This is a genomic window from Parabacteroides bouchesdurhonensis, from assembly GCF_900186615.1.
In the GTDB taxonomy this organism is placed as follows: Bacteria; Bacteroidota; Bacteroidia; order Bacteroidales; family Tannerellaceae; genus Parabacteroides; species Parabacteroides bouchesdurhonensis.
In genome coordinates this window covers 2,631,309-2,650,136 of the sequence record NZ_LT896588.1, presented here as the reverse complement: position 1 = coordinate 2,650,136, position 18,828 = coordinate 2,631,309, and the positions used below count along the sequence as shown (strand labels likewise).

Genomic DNA, 18,828 nt, shown 5'->3' with positions numbered 1-18,828 from the left:
CTAAATCCAAAGTAATGAACAACAAGAAGAAAAACGAGGGTCAGACCGACTTTTCCTATTACGGTCTGTACCTGCTGGACTATCTCCGCACGAACAAGTTTGAACAGGCTGACGACACCGCTTTCATACGGGAACGGGCCGACCGTGCCGCCGAAACGTATGAGAGGGCACGGCTTGAAGGCTATCCCGCCGATGGTGCGCAGGAACTGGCGATGGACACGCTGCTGCGCGGGCTGCATTATTCCCGTTACGCCATCCTCCGCGAAGTCGTGGAAAACGAGTTTGCCGATGAAGTGCCGGAAGAGAAGCGTGAAGCCTTTGTCCTGAAACTGCTGCCGCTTGTCGGCAACGTGTTCTCCGTCTATGACCTCTCGGATGACAATTTCGCCCTGTCTTCCGATTACGACCTGCTCTACACGGAGCTGACGGGAGCAACCGTCCTTTACTTAGACGAATATGGCGTTTAACCGCAAACAGAAACTGCGGGACAACATCGAGGCGATACGGACGGCATTCATCCTTGACAGGGAAAATAGGACAGCGACAACCGAAGAGCGTGCCATACTTCAAAGGTACTGCGGTTTCGGCGGTCTGAAATGTATCCTCAACCCTGCAAAGGAACTGACGGATGCCGTCCGGTGGGCGAAATCCGACCTCGAACTGTTCGCCCCGACGGTGGAGCTGCACAGGCTTATCCGTGAGAACAGCAAGGACGAAACAGAGTACAAGCGGTTTGTGGATTCGCTGAAAGCGTCCGTGCTGACCGCTTTCTACACCCCCAAAGAGATAACCGACACCATCGCGGACGTGCTGGCAGATTACAGCGTCCGCCCCGCCCGTATGCTCGAACCGTCGGCAGGTGTCGGCGTGTTCGTGGATTCCATGCTGCGGCACAGCCCCAATGCGGATGTGATGGCTTTCGAGAAGGATCTGCTCACGGGTACAATCTTGAGGCATCTCTATCCCGACCAGAAAATGCGCACCTGCGGTTTTGAGAAAATCGAAAGACCGTTCAACAATTATTTCGACTTGGCGGTGTCCAACATTCCGTTCGGTGACATTGCCGTGTTCGACGCGGAGTTTCAGCGGAGCGACTCTTTCGGCAGACGCTCCGCCCAGAAAACCATCCACAACTATTTCTTTCTCAAAGGACTGGATGCCGTGCGTGACGGCGGTATCGTGGCGTTCATCACCTCGCAAGGGGTATTGAATAGCACCAAGACCTCCGTGCGTAACGAGCTGTTCAGTCAGGCCAATCTGGTATCCGCGATACGCCTGCCCAACAACCTGTTCACGGACAACGCGGGCACGGAGGTGGGCAGTGACCTGATTGTCCTGCAAAAGAACCTCAGCAAGAAGGAAATGTCGCAGGACGAGCGGCTGATGACCGTGATACAGACGGACACGAAAACCGCCCTGACCGACAACGCCTATTTCATCCACCACCCGGAACGCATCGTGCATACGATGGCGAAACTTGACACAGACCCCTACGGGAAGCCCGCTATGGTTTATCTGCACGAGGGCAAGGCAGCAGGCATCGCCGGGGATTTGCGCCGTATGCTCGACGAGGATTTCCATTACAGGCTTGCCATGCGCTTGTATTCGGGTTCAATCCGGCAGGCAGGAACGGAAGAAAAAGTTGCCGTTCAAAATAAAGTAGAGCGTCCTGCCATAAAATTGGAAACAGTATCCTCGGCGCAGACGGTGGAAACTCCGACAGAAAAGCCGCAACCCGCAGATGAAAAGCCGGAGATAGAACCGCGCCCGCAATATTCCGCAGGCGTGCAGCTCACCCTGCTTGACCTCTGGGGGATGACGGAAGAGGTCAGCCAACCGAAAACCTCCAAAAAGAAAAAGACGGTGAAAAAGGCAGTTACGGCAAAGTCCACTCCGCCCAAACCGAAAGTCACGGTTACACCGACAGCTCCAACTGCAAAACCCGCAATGGAGAATAAGGAGGTGAAAGCGGAGAACACCGCCAAGCCTGCCGACCCGGACGACATCTATGCCACACTGGACTGGGATACCAATCCTCCCATCAACGGTTTCTATGAAATGATGATGGGTTTGACGCCGGAGCGTAGGAAAGAACTTCGGGAACTGGCAAGGCAGCATAACGAGAAACAAGTGGCGGAAAAGACGGAAGTGAAAGCCGTGCCGGAAACTTCCCGTGAGCAGCCACGACAGGAGGAAACACAGCCGGAGGCAGTCGCCGCACCTGCCGTTACAGATACCCCATCGGAAGCGGTGGGGACTTTCCTTTTCCCCGACATCGAAGCGGAAAAGCCGAAGGAGGAAGTCGTGGACCTTTCTCCGCGTGCCTACCACCGCACGCCGGAGATGCACCTGCGCGAAGGGTCGCTGGTGGCTGACCGGGGGCGTCATAACATCGGCTACCTGAAAGACATCACGCCATACGGGGCGACATTCCAGCCGCTCGACCTGAAAGGATACCAGAAGGAAAAGGCGTTGTTGTATGTGTCGCTGCGTGACGCCTACGAGCGTCTGTACCGTTATGAATCGCTCCGGCGCGAGGCAAATGTTCCGTGGCGAGAGCATCTGAATACCTGTTACGATGAGTTTGTCATGCGCTACGGCAACCTCAACGCCAAGCAGAACGTGAAGTTAGTGATGATGGATGCGGGCGGGCGCGACATCCTTTCGCTGGAACGGATGGAAAACGGAAAGTTCGTCAAGGCGGACATCTTCGAGCATCCTGTTTCCTTCGCGGTGGAGAGCCATGCCAACGTAGGCTCTCCCGAAGAAGCCCTGTCTGCGTCGCTCAACAAATATGGTACGGTCAATCTCGACTATATGCGGGAGATAACCGACAGCACGGCGGAGGATTTGCTCACTGCCCTGCAAGGGCGCATCTACTACAATCCGCTCGTGACCGGTTACGAAATCAAAGACCGTTTCATCGCCGGAAATGTCATAGAGAAAGCGGAACGCATAGAGGCATGGATGGGTGACAATCCCGAAAATGAGCGTATGCCGGAGGTGAAGCAGGCGTTGGAGGCTCTGAAAGATGCCGAGCCGCAGCGCATCGCCTTCGAGGATCTGGACTTCAATTTCGGGGAACGCTGGATTCCGACGGGTGTCTATGCCGCCTACATGAGCCGGCTGTTCGACACGGAGGTGAAAATCGCCTATTCCGCAAGCATGGACGAGTTTTCGGTGGTGTGCGGCTACCGCACCATGAAAATCACGGACGAGTTTCTGGTGAAGGGGTATTACCGGAACTATGACGGTATGCACCTCCTAAAACACGCCCTGCACAACACCTGCCCTGACATGATGAAGTCCATCGGCAAGGACGAGCATGGCAACGACATCAAGATGCGCGACAGCGAGGGAATACAACTCGCCAACGCCAAGATTGACGAGATACGAAACGGCTTCTCCGAATGGCTCGAAGAGCAGTCGCCGCAGTTCAAGGAGCGGCTTGTGACGATGTATAACCGCAAGTTCAACTGTTTCGTGCGCCCGCGCTACGACGGCTCCCATCAGACCTTTCCCGACCTCAACCTGAAAGGGCTGGCAAGCCGGGGTATCAAGAGCGTCTATCCCTCACAGATGGATTGCGTCTGGATGTTGAAACAGAACGGCGGCGGAATTTGCGACCACGAGGTGGGAACCGGTAAGACGCTGATAATGTGCATCGCCGCGCATGAGATGAAGCGTCTGAATTTGGCACACAAGCCGATGATTATCGGGCTGAAAGCCAACGTTGCGGAGATTGCAGCCACCTATCAGGCGGCATATCCCAACGCACGTATTCTGTACGCTTCGGAGAAGGACTTTTCGACCGCCAACCGTGTGCGCTTCTTCAATAATATAAAGAACAACGACTACGATTGCGTCATCATGTCGCACGACCAGTTCGGCAAGATACCGCAGTCGCCGGAATTGCAGCAGCGCATCCTGCAAGCAGAGCTTGACACGGTGGAGGAAAACCTCGAAGTGCTACGGCAGCAGGGAAAGAACGTGTCGCGGGCGATGCTGAAAGGATTGGAGAAGCGCAAGCACAACCTTGAAGCGAAGCTGGAGAAGGTGGAACACGCCATAAAGTCACGCACGGACGACGTGGTGGATTTCAAGCAGATGGGCATCGACCACATCTTCATAGATGAGAGCCACCAGTTCAAGAATCTGACTTTCAACACGCGCCACGACCGTGTGGCGGGATTGGGAAACAGCGAGGGAAGCCAGAAGGCACTTAACATGCTCTTTGCCATACGCACCATACAGGAGCGCACAGGAAAAGACTTGGGTGCGACCTTCCTCTCCGGCACGACTATCAGCAACTCACTGACTGAATTGTACCTGCTGTTCAAGTACCTGCGCCCGAAGGAGCTGGAACGGCAGGACATAAGGTGTTTCGACGCTTGGGCGGCGATATTTGCCAAGAAGACGACGGATTTTGAATTTAACGTGACGAACAATGTGGTCCAGAAGGAGCGTTTCCGCTACTTCATCAAAGTGCCGGAGCTTGCCGCCTTCTATAATGAAATCACGGACTACCGCACGGCGGAGGATGTGGGCGTTGACCGTCCTGCCAAGAACGAGATACTGCACCATATACCGCCCACGCCGGAACAGGAGGACTTCATACAGAAACTGATGCAGTTCGCCAAGACGGGCGATGCCACCTTGTTGGGCAGGCTGCCGCTTTCGGAAACGGAAGAAAAGGCGAAGATGCTCATCGCCACGGACTATGCCCGGAAAATGGCACTCGACATGCGCATGATAGACCCGAATTACGAAGATCATCCCGACAACAAAGCGAGTCACTGTGCCAAGATGATCGCGGAGTATTATCAAAAATACGACGCCCAGAAAGGCACGCAGTTCGTTTTCTCTGATTTGGGGACATACCAGCCGGGCGACGGGTGGAACGTCTATTCGGAAATCAAGCGCAAACTGACGGAGGACTACGGTATACCGCCAAGCGAGGTGCGCTTCATTCAGGAGTGCAAGACCGACAAGGCGCGGAAGGCGGTGATAGACGCCATGAACGCCGGGACGGTGCGTGTGCTGTTCGGCTCTACCTCTATGCTCGGAACGGGTGTGAACGCCCAGAAACGGTGTGTGGCTATCCATCATCTCGATACGCCGTGGCGACCGTCCGACTTGCAACAGCGTGACGGACGCGGAGTTAGGGCAGGTAATGAGATTGCCAAACATTTCGCCGGGAACAACGTGGATGTAATCATCTACGCGGTGGAGAAGTCACTGGACAGCTACAAGTTCAACCTCCTGCACTGCAAGCAGACTTTCATAAGCCAGCTCAAAAGCGGTGCGATGGGTGCGCGTACCATCGACGAGGGGGCAATGGACGAAAAATCGGGCATGAATTTCTCGGAATACATGGCGTTGCTCTCCGGCAATACCGACCTGTTGGACAAGGCGAAACTGGAAAAGCGGATCGCATCGCTCGAAGGGGAACGCAAGTCGTTCAACAAGGGCAAGCGTGATTCGGAGTTCAAGCTGGAGTCAAAGACCGGCGAGTTGCGCAACAACACGGCTTTCATAGATGCCATGACGGAGGACTGGAACCGCTTCCTGTCGGTGGTGCAGACCGACAAGGAGGGCAACCGCCTTAATATAATAAAGGTGGACGGAGTGGATTCCGCCGATGAGAAGGTCATCGGAAAGCGTTTGCAGGAGATAGCCAAGAATGCCACGACCGGAGGGTTGTACACGCAGGTCGGTGAACTTTACGGTTTTCCGATAAAGGTGGTGAGCGAAAGGATACTCAAAGAGGGATTGGAGTTCACCGACAACCGCTTCGTGGTCGAGGGGAACTACAAGTACACCTACAACAACGGGCATCTGGCGATGGCTGACCCGTTGGCCGCCGCCCGCAACTTCCTCAACGCGATGGAGAGGATACCCTCCATCATCGACCAGTACAAGGCGAAGAACGAGGTGCTGGAGATGGAGATACCGCAGTTACAGGAGATAGCGGGTAAGGTGTGGAAGAAGGAGGACGAGCTGAAGCAGTTGAAGTCCGAACTTGCCGCCCTTGACCGAAAAATTCAGCTGGAGCTTGCGCCACCCACGCCCGAAGTCGCAGAAAAGGAGAATGAAGGGCAACAGCTCAAGCCGGAAGCGGAAGATGTGAGGAACAGGCAGGCGCAATATCCCGAAAATGCACCGCCGCAGATACGCAGTCCGGCGGATAGTATCGTTGCCAACCATGTCATAATCGGGCGTCCGGGACTGTATGCCAAGGAGGAAACCCGGTCCAAAGGATTGAAAATATAACCTAAGGAATTTTATCTGAAGTATTAATAAGGGCTATCCCAAAAGGTCTAAAAGTAAATTTTATCCTTTCTGCAAGTATCTATAGGATGGCAACTGCATTTTTTTCTTTTTGGGCAGCCCTTATTAAAATTTATTCTTATTTTAGGTTATATACATTCATGTCCATTTATGTAAAAAATTCCTGCTGACCTTGTTTATGTCTTGTCAGTCACCATTTGCAAAACCATATTTGACCCTCAAAGAGGCTGAATTTGATAAGTAACTTGCTACATACTCATAATAAGGAGCTAAATAGAACACGAATGGGAAATACACAAATGCTAAACTAAAGAAGATATTGGCCAAAATAAACGCTATACCGAGAGAGAAACTTGATTTTTCAACTTCCTAAAACGGTGTTGTTCAAACATTTCTACTTATTTGTACTTGCCAGTTGAACCTACGCTTCCCTAATAAAATGTCTATGGTAAAAAGTTAAAAAATCCTCCCACTTTTGTTAGATATATTTTTTTGTGTAATTTTGTAATCGTTATGCGGCAGTAATAATATACATATTAATACGAGTTAGTAATCCTGTAGTTCTCATATGCTACGAGGAGGTATTAAAAGGTGCGTTTCGACAATGCATCTACTGTAGTATATTATTGCTTAATCCAAATGAATATTATAAATTTAGGAATTCTTGCTCACATTGATGCAGGAAAAACTTCCGTAACCGAGAATCTGCTGTTTGCCAGTGGAGCAACGGAAAAGTGCGGCCGTGTGGATAATGGTGACACCATAACGGACTCTATGGATATAGAGAAACGTAGAGGAATTACTGTCCGGGCTTCTACGACATCTATTATCTGGAATGGAGTGAAATGCAATATCATTGACACTCCGGGACACATGGATTTTATTGCGGAAGTGGAGCGGACATTCAAAATGCTTGATGGAGCAGTCCTCATCTTATCCGCAAAGGAAGGCATACAAGCGCAGACAAAGTTGCTGTTCAGTACTTTACAAAAGCTGCAAATCCCGACAATTATATTTATCAATAAGATTGACCGTGCCGGTGTGAATTTGGAGCGTTTGTATATGGATATAAAAACAAATCTGTCGCAAGATGTCCTGTTTATGCAAACTGTTGTCGATGGATCGGTTTATCCGGTTTGCTCCCAAACATATATAAAGGAAGAATACAAAGAATTTGTATGCAACCATGACGACGATATATTAGAACGATATTTGGCGGATAGCGAAATTTCACCGGCTGATTATTGGAATACGATAATCGCTCTTGTGGCAAAAGCCAAAGTCTATCCGGTGCTACATGGATCAGCAATGTTCAATATCGGTATCAATGAGTTGTTGGACGCCATTTCTTCTTTTATACTTCCTCCGGCATCAGTCTCAAACAGACTTTCAGCTTATCTCTATAAGATAGAGCATGACCCCAAAGGGCATAAAAGAAGTTTTCTTAAAATAATTGACGGAAGTCTGAGACTTCGAGACGTTGTAAGAATCAACGATTCGGAAAAATTCATCAAGATTAAAAATCTAAAGACTATTTATCAGGGCAGAGAGATAAATGTTGATGAAGTGGGTGCCAATGATATCGCGATTGTAGAAGATATAGAAGATTTTCGAATCGGAGATTATTTAGGTGCTAAACCTTGTTTGATTCAAGGATTATCTCATCAGCATCCCGCTCTCAAATCCTCCGTCCGGCCAAATAAGCCCGAAGAGAGAAGCAAGGTGATATCCGCTCTGAATACATTGTGGATTGAAGACCCGTCTTTGTCCTTTTCCATAAACTCATATAGTGATGAATTGGAAATCTCGTTATATGGTTTGACCCAAAAGGAAATCATACAGACATTGCTGGAAGAACGATTTTCCGTAAAGGTCCATTTTGATGAGATCAAGACTATCTACAAAGAACGACCTATAAAAAAGGTCAATAAGATTATTCAGATCGAAGTACCACCCAACCCTTACTGGGCCACAATAGGGCTGACTCTTGAACCCTTACCGTTAGGGGCAGGGTTGCAAATCGAAAGTGACATCTCCTATGGTTATCTGAACCATTCTTTTCAAAATGCCGTTTTTGAAGGGATTCGTATGTCTTGCCAATCTGGTTTACATGGATGGGAAGTGACAGATCTGAAAGTAACTTTTACTCAAGCCGAGTATTATAGCCCGGTAAGTACACCTGCTGATTTCAGACAGCTGACCCCTTATGTCTTCAGGCTGGCTTTGCAACAGTCAGGTGTGGACATTCTCGAACCGATGCTCTGTTTTGAGTTGCAGATACCCCAAGTAGCGAGTTCCAAAGCTATTACAGATTTGCAAAAACTGATGTCTGAGATTGAAGACATCAGTTGTAATAATGAGTGGTGTCATATTAAAGGGAAAGTTCCATTAAATACAAGTAAAGACTATGCCTCAGAAGTAAGTTCGTACACTAAGGGCTTAGGCATTTTTATGGTTAAGCCATGTGGGTATCAAATAACAAAAGACGGTTATTCTGATAATATCCGCATGAACGAAAAAGATAAACTTTTATTCATGTTCCAAAAATCAATGTCATTAAAATAATGGAGCGGTCAGGAAATTTCTATAAGGCAATACGGTTGGGATATATACTTATCTCCATTCTTATCGGATGTATGGCATATAATAGCCTCTATGAATGGCAGGAGATAGAAGCATTAGAACTTGGCAATAAAAAAATAGACGAGCTCCGAAAAGAAATAAACAATATCAATATTCAAATGATAAAATTTTCTCTATTGGGTGAAACAATACTGGAATGGAACGATAAAGATATCGAGCATTACCATGCACGGCGTATGGCAATGGACAGTATGCTCTGCCGTTTCAAGGCCACCTATCCAGCAGAGCGCATCGATAGTGTGCGCAGTCTTTTAGAGGATAAGGAACGACAGATGTTCCAGATAGTCCGGTTAATGGATGAACAACAATCTATTAACAAGAAGATAGCCAATCAAATTCCGGTTATTGTACAGAAAAGTGTGCAGGAACAGTCCAAAAAGCCAAAACGAAAAGGTTTCTTAGGCATATTCGGCAAAAAAAAGGAAGTAACTCCAGCAGTATCAACCACTATCCTTCATTCGGTCAATAGAAACGTAATCAGCGAACAGAAAGTGCAGGATCGCCAATTGTCGGAACAAGCCGACAGCCTTGCAGCTCGTAATGCAGAACTTAACAGACAACTGCAAGAATTGATTTGCCAAATAGAAGAAAAGGTACAAACCGAACTGCAAAGCCGGGAAAACGAAATAGTTGCCATGCGTGAAAAGTCATTTATGCAAGTAGGCGGTTTAATGGGATTCGTTCTTCTATTGTTGTTAATTTCCTACATCATCATACATCGTGATGCAAAAAGCATTAAACAATACAAGCACAAGACAACTGATTTGATAAGGCAACTGGAACAATCCGTACAACGGAACGAGGCACTGATAACGTCAAGGAAGAAGGCGGTACATACTATCACCCATGAACTGCGCACACCGCTGACAGCAATAACAGGCTATGCCGGACTGATACGGAAAGAACAGTGTGAGGATAAGTCCGGGCAGTATATCCAAAACATACTGCAATCCTCCGACCGTATGCGGGATATGCTTAACACTTTGCTTGACTTCTTCCGCCTGGACAACGGCAAGGAACAGCCCCGTCTGTCACCCTGCCGGATTTCAGCAATCACGCACACACTTGAAACGGAGTTCATGCCTGTTGCCGTGAACAAAGGGCTGTCCTTGTCCGTGAAGACTGGACACGATGCCATTGTATTGACCGACAAAGAGCGAATAATACAAATCGGGAATAACCTGCTGTCAAACGCTGTCAAGTTCACAGAAGAAGGCGGTGTTTCTTTGATTACTGAATATGATAATGGAGTTCTGACACTGGTCGTTGAAGATACAGGTACAGGCATGACAGAAGAGGAACAGAAACAAGCGTTCGGTGCGTTTGAACGTCTATCAAATGCCGCCGCAAAGGAGGGTTTCGGGCTTGGGCTTGCCATAATGCGTAATATTGTGTCGATGCTTGGCGGAACAATCCGTTTAGACAGCAAGAAAGGGAAAGGCAGTCGTTTCACAGTTGAAATTTCTATGCAGGAAGCTGAAGAACAGCTTGGATATACAAGCAATACACCTGTTTATCATAACAATAAATTCCATGATGTTGTCGCCATTGACAATGATGAGGTATTACTTCTGATGCTGAAAGAGATGTATTCCCAAGAAGGAATACACTGCGACACTTGCACCGATGCTGCGGCACTGATGGAAATGATACGCCAGAAAGAATACAGCCTGTTGCTGACAGACTTGAATATGCCCGATATAAACGGTTTCGAATTGCTGGAACTGTTGCGTTCGTCCAACGTGGGCAATTCACCAACAATCCCGGTGGTTGTGGCAACCGCTTCGGGCAGTTGTAACAAAGGGGAACTATTGGCAAAAGGCTTTGCCGGATGCCTGTTCAAACCGTTCTCCATATCGGAACTGATGGAGGTTTCCGACAGGTGTGCCATAAAAGCGACACCGGACGGGAAACCGGACTTTTCCGCCTTATTGTCCTATGGCAATGAAGCCGTCATGCTGGAAAAGTTGATAACTGAAACAGAAAAGGAAATGCAGGCGGTACGGGATGCAGCAAAAGAAAAAGACCTGCAAAAGCTGGATTCCCTGATCCACCACCTGCGCAGTTCGTGGGAGGTGCTCCGTGCCGACCAACCGCTGAATGTACTTTACGGATTGCTTCGTGGCGATGCTCTCCCGGATGGTGAAGCGTTAAGCCATGCCGTGACTGCCGTGCTGGATAAGGGAGTGGAAATAATACGGTTGGCAGAAGAGGAAAGGAGAAAATACGAAGATGAATAAGACAAAAATAATTGTGGTGGAAGACAACATCGTGTATTGCGAATATGTCTGCAATATGCTGTCACGGGAGGGCTACCGCAATATGAAGGCTTACCACCTCTCAACCGCGAAGAAACATCTGCAACAGGCAACAGATAATGATATCGTGGTTGCCGACCTGCGTCTGCCTGACGGCAGTGGCATAGACCTTTTGTGCTGGATGCGAAAGGAGGGAAAGATGCAGCCCTTCATCATTATGACCGACTACGCCGAAGTTAATACCGCCGTGGAAAGCATGAAACTCGGCTCGATAGACTATATTCCCAAACAGCTTGTGGAGGATAAACTTGTCCCCCTGATCCGTTCCATACTGAAAGAACGTCAGGCAGGACAACGCCGTATGCCTATATTCGCCCGTGAAGGTTCCGCCTTTCAGAAAATCATGCACCGCATAAGGCTGGTAGCCGCCACCGATATGAGCGTGATGATATTTGGTGAGAACGGCACGGGCAAGGAGCATATTGCCCACCTGTTGCATGACAAGAGCAAACGTGCAGGCAAGCCATTTGTGGCGGTGGACTGCGGTTCACTCTCCAAAGAGCTTGCACCGTCGGCTTTCTTCGGACACGTCAAAGGTGCATTTACAGGTGCGGACAATGCCAAGAAAGGATATTTCCATGAGGCGGAAGGCGGCACGTTGTTTCTGGACGAGGTAGGAAACCTCGCGTTGGAAACCCAACAGATGTTGCTCCGTGCCATACAGGAGAGGCGGTATCGCCCGGTCGGAGACAAGGCAGACCGGAATTTCAATGTCCGCATCATCGCTGCTACCAATGAAGATTTGGAGGTATCGGTGAATGAAAAGCGTTTTCGGCAGGATCTTCTGTACCGCCTGCACGACTTCGGGATAACCGTTCCTCCGTTGCGTGACTGTCAAGAAGACATTATGCCGCTGGCAGAGTTCTTCCGTGATATGGCAAACAGAGAGCTGGAGTGTAGCGTGAGCGGGTTCAGTTCCGAAGCACGTAAAGCGTTGCTGACACACGCATGGCCGGGCAACGTGCGGGAACTTCGGCAGAAAGTTATGGGTGCTGTATTGCAGGCGCAGGAAGGTGTTGTCATGAAAGAGCATCTGGAACTTGCCGTGACGAAACCGACCTCTACTGTCAGCTTCGCCTTGCGCAATGACGCGGAGGATAAGGAGCGGATATTGCGTGCGTTGAAACAGGCAAACGGCAACCGGAGTGTCGCCGCAGAACTGCTCGGCATAGGCAGGACAACACTATACAGCAAACTTGAAGAGTATGGACTTAAATATAAATTCAAGCAATCATAGCCCGTAATTCACTGAATTTGGCTATCTTTGCATAACATTTGAGAAAAACGGCGATTGGCAGGAGCTTTTCGCCGCCAACATATAGGATAAGACCGCAAGGCGTTTCAAGCGAAAATCTGGTAAATTGGAACTACGGAGACGATTGCGTGATGCTTATGCTATGCTTACGCATAGCGTGCATTCACGTACTCTCCGTAAAGGCTTTACCAGAGCCATCGCTTGAAGGTAGTGTGAATTGCACGCTACTTTTTTACCCTTGCCTAACGAAAGGAAACGATTATGGGTAAAGTTCAGATTCTCGCCGTACTGACGATGGACGGATGTCTTTCTTCAGAGTTATATGATAAAGCACATCAGGATTTGTGCCTTGACCGTTGCGGTCTTGATGAAATCAGGAAGAAAGCCTTTTACCGTGTGACACCGGACTATTCCATTTCAATGCTGCACGAATGGAGAAAAGACTGCACAAACATCCGTTACCTCGCGGAAGCCACACCGGACACGGCAGACTATATAAACGGACTGCTGCGGATGCACGCTGTGGATGAAATCATACTATACACCGTTCCTTTCATATCCGGAAGCGGACGACATTTTTTTAAGTCGGCTCTGCCAGAGCAACACTGGACGCTTTCCTCTTTGAAAAGCTATCCCAACGGTGTATGTCGCATTATCTATATCCTTGATAAAAAAGCAAGATAGCCAAAATGTGCGGCAAGCATACATTTCTATTTTCAGGAATAGAATAAATGTTCCGATTACAAACAATTTAAGTCGGAGATAATTTGTCCTTGTGAAAAAATACTGAATTTTATACCTCTGAAATCCAGCACTTTGTAAAATTGAGTGTTGGATTTTTTATTTTCTGCCGCGTTTTTTGCCAATTATATTCATGTGCGCACGCAGAAAACAAAGTGTAATTTTCAAAATTGACAGAACCATGAATTATTTCTTGCTGGCGGAAACCGACTTTTTCCGCCTGATAAACGAAGCCGGCGACTGCAATATGGAAACGGCATACACGGCTTTCGCCACCCAAGTGATCGAACTGTGCAACGGCGGCATGGACATGAACCTTACCGTCATCGCGCTTGCCTACATCGAAATCGAGTTGCAGCACCATCCCGTACGTAATCTGTCAGAAGAAAAAAGAGAGATTGCCGCCTACGTCAGCAAGGCTCTGTCTTTCGTAAGAAAGATGCAGAAATTCCTTGCCACGCCCCAAGTGCCACCACTAATATCCGCCAACAACGCAACAGAAACCACCGCCAGCCTTCTTCAATGGACGGGCAATGCCATCGACCTCGTGGAACTTATCTACGGCATAGACGTGATGGGCTGCATCAACAACGGCAATATGCCGCTCAAACAGCTCGCCCCACTTCTCTATAAGATATTCGGGGTTGATTCTAAAGACTGCTACCGCTTCTACACTGATATCAAACGCCGGAAGAACGAAAGCCGCACCTATTTCATTGACAGGATGCAGGAAAAACTGAACGAGAGAATGTTGCGTGATGAGGAGTTGGAGCGGATGAGAAAATAAAAAAATATCCATTACATATGAGAAGACAGGAATACTCGTATCCTGTCTTTTTATTTTCATTTAATTATATATTAATTAGCACAATATATGTGAGTTTTTCATTCCTATAAGGACAAATTTCAGAAACGTATGTCTGGTAAATTATTGAGTCATCATAGTATGAACATATATCATTACTAAAAACAATGAAACAACTTCCATAAGATTGTGGTTGTAAAAATCGCCATTTAATAGCCCGTTTTTTTTGTAAAATTCGCCAATTAAAAAAATATGATTATCTTTGCATTATATTTTATAAGGTATGGAAACAGTAAATAGAATACTTCAAGAGAAGATTACAGCACGAATCGCGCCCAATAAAGCAGTACTGATTTTTGGTGCTCGCCGTGTTGGTAAAACGGTAATGATGCGTAAAATTGTGGACAACTATTCAGGTAGGACGATGATGCTCAACGGCGAAGACTACGACACATTAGCACTATTGGAGAATCGCTCAATAGCCAATTATCGGCATTTATTGGATGGTATTGATTTGCTGGCTATTGATGAGGCACAGAACATACCACAAATCGGTAGTATTCTGAAGTTGATAGTTGATGAAATACCGGGAATAAGTGTCTTGGCAAGTGGTTCTTCGTCATTCGATTTGCTGAATAAGACTGGTGAACCGTTGGTCGGCCGCAGTACGCAATTTCTCCTTACACCATTCTCGCAACGGGAAATCGCACAGACGGAAACGGCACTTGAAACCCGCCAGAACCTCGAAGCGCGCTTGATTTACGGTTCCTATCCCGAAGTAGTAATGATGGAGAACTATGAACGTAAAACAGACTACCTACGTGATATTGTCGGTGCATACCTGCTTAAAGATATCTTAGCAATTGACGGCTTAAAAAATTCGAGCAAGATGCGCGATCTACTGCGATTGATAGCTTTTCAGTTGGGCAGCGAAGTTTCTTACGAAGAGTTAGGTAAACAACTCGGCATGAGCAAGACGACCGTTGAAAAATACCTCGACCTATTGGAAAAGGTCTTCGTTATCTATCGTCTGGGGGCTTATTCGCGTAACCTACGCAAGGAGGTTACAAAAGCTGGCAAGTGGTACTTCTACGACAACGGCATTCGCAATGCCATTATCGGGGCTTTCTCACCGCTGGCCATTCGGCAGGATGTCGGTGCGCTGTGGGAGAACTACATCATCGGAGAGCGGCGCAAAGCGAACTTCAATGAGGGACTGCACAGGGAGTTCTATTTCTGGCGCACCTACGACAAACAGGAAATCGACCTGATTGAGGAGAGTGCCGACAGTCTTACCGCCTTGGAGTTCAAGTGGGGAAATAAAATGCCGGCCGCACCGAAAGCCTTCCAAGAAGCCTATCCCTATGCCGAGTTTCATGTGGTAAATCGGGAGAATTATTTGGAGTTCGTATAATCAATAAATTACGTATATGGAAACAAAACTACAATCCAAACAGCAATATCCGCGGTTTATCCAAAATAAACCGTGTGGTATTGACAAATTCGATGGAGGTTCGCAAGAAAGGTTGGCAAAAACTATTGCTCGCCATTTTTGTCAGAATGATTCATTGGATGAGGAATGTACTTTACCTCGAATTATCGGCATCGAAGGTATTTGGGGATCTGGAAAATCCAACGTGGTTAAAATGTTGGAACGTGAATTATCAGACGACTATTACTTTTTTGAGTATGACGCATGGGGACATCAAGAGGACTTGCAACGCCGCTCTATATTGGAATTGCTTACAAGCAAACTTATTGATGATGGTATCCTATCTGGAAATGCAACAATAAAAGTCAAAGGTGGAGGTACGAAAACCGTATCATGGTCTGAAAAGCTGAAATATTTATTAGCCCGTAAAACGGAGACCGTAACCGAAAAATATCCCCTTATCAGTAATGGTATGGTTGCGGCATTTTTGGTTGCAGTTTTAACTCCGATATTTACATTTATTGCGTATGCAGTAAAACCTACACCCACAACATGGTGGTTTTCTTTATTGTCTATTATCATAGCTGCACTGCCAGTTCTTATTGCATTGTGCGTTTGGAAATGGGCATATAGCAAAGATCATAAATATGGATGGAGTTATATGTTAGCTATTTATCAAGATAAAGTCGAAAAGGACGTTTGCTATGAGACTTTGAGCGAAGACGAACCAACGGTTTACGAGTTCAAAACATGGATGCAAGACATTTCTGATTTTATCAAGGAAAAAGGACAACGTAAATTAGTCCTTGTTTTTGACAACATGGATCGTCTCCCCGCTGAAAAAGTAAAAGAATTATGGTCTTCTATCCATACGTTCTTCGCCGATAGCGGTTTTGAAAATGTTTGGGCTGTTATTCCTTTCGATGAAACACATTTAGCTTGTGCATTCGGAGATGAGACCGACGAACAAACGAAACAACTGACCAAGTATTTTATCAATAAAACTTTCCCTATTGTTTATCGTGTTGCTCCTCCTGTTATTACCGACTATCGAAGTATATTCAACAAACTGTTTGTTGAAGCATTTGGAGAAACAGAAAATGAAGCGAAAGAAACTAAAATCGGATATTCAGATTGGTAAATCCTAATGCCAATGTTAGGGAAATTATATCATATATCAATGAGATGGTCGCTCTTAAACAAGAGTGGTGTAACGAAATTTTGATGATAAACATAGCATTGTTCTGTTTGAAGAAGACGGATATTCTGGCAAATCCAGTAGAACAAATATTGTCCGGCGACTATCTGAATGGCATTCAAACAATAATTAACAATGATCTGCAAACACAACGCGAAATTGCAGCTTTGGTATATGGTGTCGATGTTGAAGATGCTCGACAAATTCCATTGAAAAAATATATTGAAGGCTGCATCAACGGAGAAGAAGACCACGACATAAATCAATATGCAGAGACTAATAAACAATTTGACACTGTATTAGAAGAAGTTATACAATGTATGGACAATGCGCTTATCGATAAGATTATACATTGTTTGCATAAATTAACTCGAAAGAGCGATGTTATTCTGCGTGTATGGCAAAGAATAGCACAATTGAAATTAAAAGAATCCATAGAGAAGCAGGTGTTCCCTGTCGAATACCAAGAACTGCTGTTGCATTTAGACACGGAAAGCCAAAACCATGTGATTGCTCAATTATATAAGAAGATAGTTCGGTTCAATGACTTCAATGGCGGCGACTATTTCAAAACGTTAGATGCAATAGACAGGTTTATTGCGCAAAATAAGTTGGCGTGCGATTTTACGTCATTGATTGAAGCAAAAACAGTCAAGCCAAATACATTTATCGATTATATTCAAGCTGCAAATGCAACAGATGCTGCCTATCGGGATAACGCGACAACTAAAGCATATAAATATTATCAAGTAGCAACAAATTCGGAGGCGCTCGATAATTATTTGGCAAACTTACTACCCGATAATTTCGACCATGCAGATATTGTAAAAACGTTAAAAGATAATTCTACCTATACGTTTCCAACGCTTTTGCAAGCGATCACGAATTGCATTGATGAACAGAATGTAAATAAAGATAATATAGGGGCTATATTTACAACCTATCGTTTATTGGCATCTGACGAAGAAAGACCTTTACCTGTAACGTTAGATTCAACCTACATAAATCAGTTGCATTCTGAATTAGAAACTGATGGCCGAAACATTAAAGAGTCTGGATATTACGATTTAGTCGCCATGCAATTGGCACATGGTCATTCCGTTTCCTTAATAGAGGGTGGAGATATAAAATATGTTGCAGAACTCATGGACTATTATGTGGATCATGGAGACTTATTAGTAAATAGTGTGGGATGGAATATACCGCTATTAAATGAAACACTACAATACATGGTAAATCATAAACTTGGCTATAAATTATTGCTCTCAGACATATTGCCCCAATTTGAAGATATTAAGAACAGAATAGGTGTAACGGATGAGGTATTTATCGAGCATTTAGCAGAGTGGAATACCGATTTGGATAAGTATATCACTAAGAACAATATTAAAGATGTAATTCCTGACGCATCTTTTTACGATTTGACCACTAAAATAAGCAATGTCCTGACCGATCATATCAATAAAATAGCGTTCGAAGCGTTGTCTGAAATAAGTGTTGATACATTATACGCCCAAAGAACAGCACATACATCATATTATTGGTTTGTCGCAATAAAACATTTACTGGCTAAAATCAAATCCTTGCCAGATAACTTGACTGAATTTGGCAAAAAGATTCTGATGGATATTGCTTCTGGAACTCAAAGTTTGAATCCTTTCCCTAATTGTTTCAAGAATATAGTTGAAAGATTGGATAAACGAAAAATTAAATCGACAGTTACCGATATAAGAAATGATTTCTGCATCGGTAAAAAGACTATCAATGCAATAAAGTTTCAATTTTTCGAAACATGGCTTAGATCGCATGGTAATTTGAAAAGTCAAGCTGGAGACGTTATTGATAAAATAGTGAAACCTGTAATTTCCGATGGGGCATGCCGTTCATTGATTCTGCAAAACAAAGATTTTTATATGGATTTAATAAATACAGCAGGGGATGATGCTTATGAATTGAAAAAGAGTCTCCGAAACCTCATACAAAAAGATTCAGATCCGCAATTGGTTAAATTTGTCAATTCGATAGATTCAGTACCTGAGGTTGAAACCGCGTAAGTATTTGTCTAACAAGTCCGAATTTTACGATTTTACCCGTCAGAACTGAAGTGCCCCCCAAAAAAATTGTATCCAACTTTTGGGGGTCACT

General features: G+C 46.0%; 8 protein-coding genes and 1 pseudogene. All 9 read left to right on the top strand.

Features of this window, described 5'->3' with window-relative positions; all coding sequences use genetic code 11:
* Window positions 1-14 precede the first annotated feature (14 nt).
* The 9 genes and pseudogenes from C1721_RS11490 (at window position 15) to C1721_RS11450 (ending at window position 18,737) form a co-directional block, all read left to right on the top strand.
* On the top strand, window positions 15-467 hold the full coding sequence (locus tag C1721_RS11490; RefSeq protein ID WP_004304266.1) for a DUF1896 domain-containing protein: 453 nt from the start codon (window positions 15-17) through the stop codon (window positions 465-467).
* Window positions 457-6,273, top strand: a complete 5,817-nt coding sequence (locus tag C1721_RS11485; RefSeq protein WP_004291462.1) for an N-6 DNA methylase — start codon at window positions 457-459, stop codon at window positions 6,271-6,273. The genes C1721_RS11490 and C1721_RS11485 overlap by 11 nt, the downstream gene beginning before the upstream one ends.
* Before the next feature lie 657 nt (window positions 6,274-6,930).
* The gene (gene tet(Q) / locus C1721_RS11480; protein WP_004291466.1) at window positions 6,931-8,856 is read left to right on the top strand and encodes a tetracycline resistance ribosomal protection protein Tet(Q); all 1,926 of its coding nucleotides are present in this window, start codon (window positions 6,931-6,933) and stop codon (window positions 8,854-8,856) included.
* The gene (locus C1721_RS11475; RefSeq protein ID WP_004291467.1) at window positions 8,856-11,174 is read left to right on the top strand and encodes a hybrid sensor histidine kinase/response regulator; all 2,319 of its coding nucleotides are present in this window, start codon (window positions 8,856-8,858) and stop codon (window positions 11,172-11,174) included. Before tet(Q) ends, C1721_RS11475 begins: the two co-directional genes overlap by 1 nt.
* Window positions 11,167-12,489 carry a sigma-54-dependent transcriptional regulator gene (locus C1721_RS11470; protein WP_004291471.1) on the top strand — a complete coding sequence of 441 codons (1,323 nt, stop codon included), beginning with the start codon at window positions 11,167-11,169 and terminating at the stop codon, window positions 12,487-12,489. Before C1721_RS11475 ends, C1721_RS11470 begins: the two co-directional genes overlap by 8 nt.
* A gap of 279 nt (window positions 12,490-12,768) precedes the next feature.
* The gene (locus tag C1721_RS11465; protein WP_004291474.1) at window positions 12,769-13,191 is read left to right on the top strand and encodes a dihydrofolate reductase family protein; all 423 of its coding nucleotides are present in this window, start codon (window positions 12,769-12,771) and stop codon (window positions 13,189-13,191) included.
* 238 nt (window positions 13,192-13,429) lie between these two features.
* Window positions 13,430-14,035, top strand: coding sequence for an RteC domain-containing protein (locus C1721_RS11460; protein WP_004304269.1), 606 nt, complete (start codon window positions 13,430-13,432; stop codon window positions 14,033-14,035).
* Window positions 14,036-14,336: 301 nt separating this feature from the next.
* Complete coding sequence (locus C1721_RS11455) at window positions 14,337-15,467, top strand: ATP-binding protein (protein ID WP_004291480.1); 1,131 nt, start codon at window positions 14,337-14,339, stop codon at window positions 15,465-15,467.
* Window positions 15,468-15,483: 16 nt separating this feature from the next.
* A pseudogene (locus C1721_RS11450) lies at window positions 15,484-18,737 on the top strand (P-loop NTPase fold protein).
* The last annotated feature ends 91 nt before the right edge of the window (window positions 18,738-18,828 follow it).

Coding starts and splice junctions, on each gene's coding strand:
- C1721_RS11490 (WP_004304266.1), top strand. CDS start 15: ATGAACAACAAGAAGAAAAACGAGGGTCAGACCGACTTTTCCTATTAC.
- C1721_RS11485 (WP_004291462.1), top strand. CDS start 457: ATGGCGTTTAACCGCAAACAGAAACTGCGGGACAACATCGAGGCGATA.
- C1721_RS11475 (WP_004291467.1), top strand. CDS start 8,856: ATGGAGCGGTCAGGAAATTTCTATAAGGCAATACGGTTGGGATATATA.
- C1721_RS11470 (WP_004291471.1), top strand. CDS start 11,167: ATGAATAAGACAAAAATAATTGTGGTGGAAGACAACATCGTGTATTGC.
- C1721_RS11465 (WP_004291474.1), top strand. CDS start 12,769: ATGGGTAAAGTTCAGATTCTCGCCGTACTGACGATGGACGGATGTCTT.
- C1721_RS11460 (WP_004304269.1), top strand. CDS start 13,430: ATGAATTATTTCTTGCTGGCGGAAACCGACTTTTTCCGCCTGATAAAC.
- C1721_RS11455 (WP_004291480.1), top strand. CDS start 14,337: ATGGAAACAGTAAATAGAATACTTCAAGAGAAGATTACAGCACGAATC.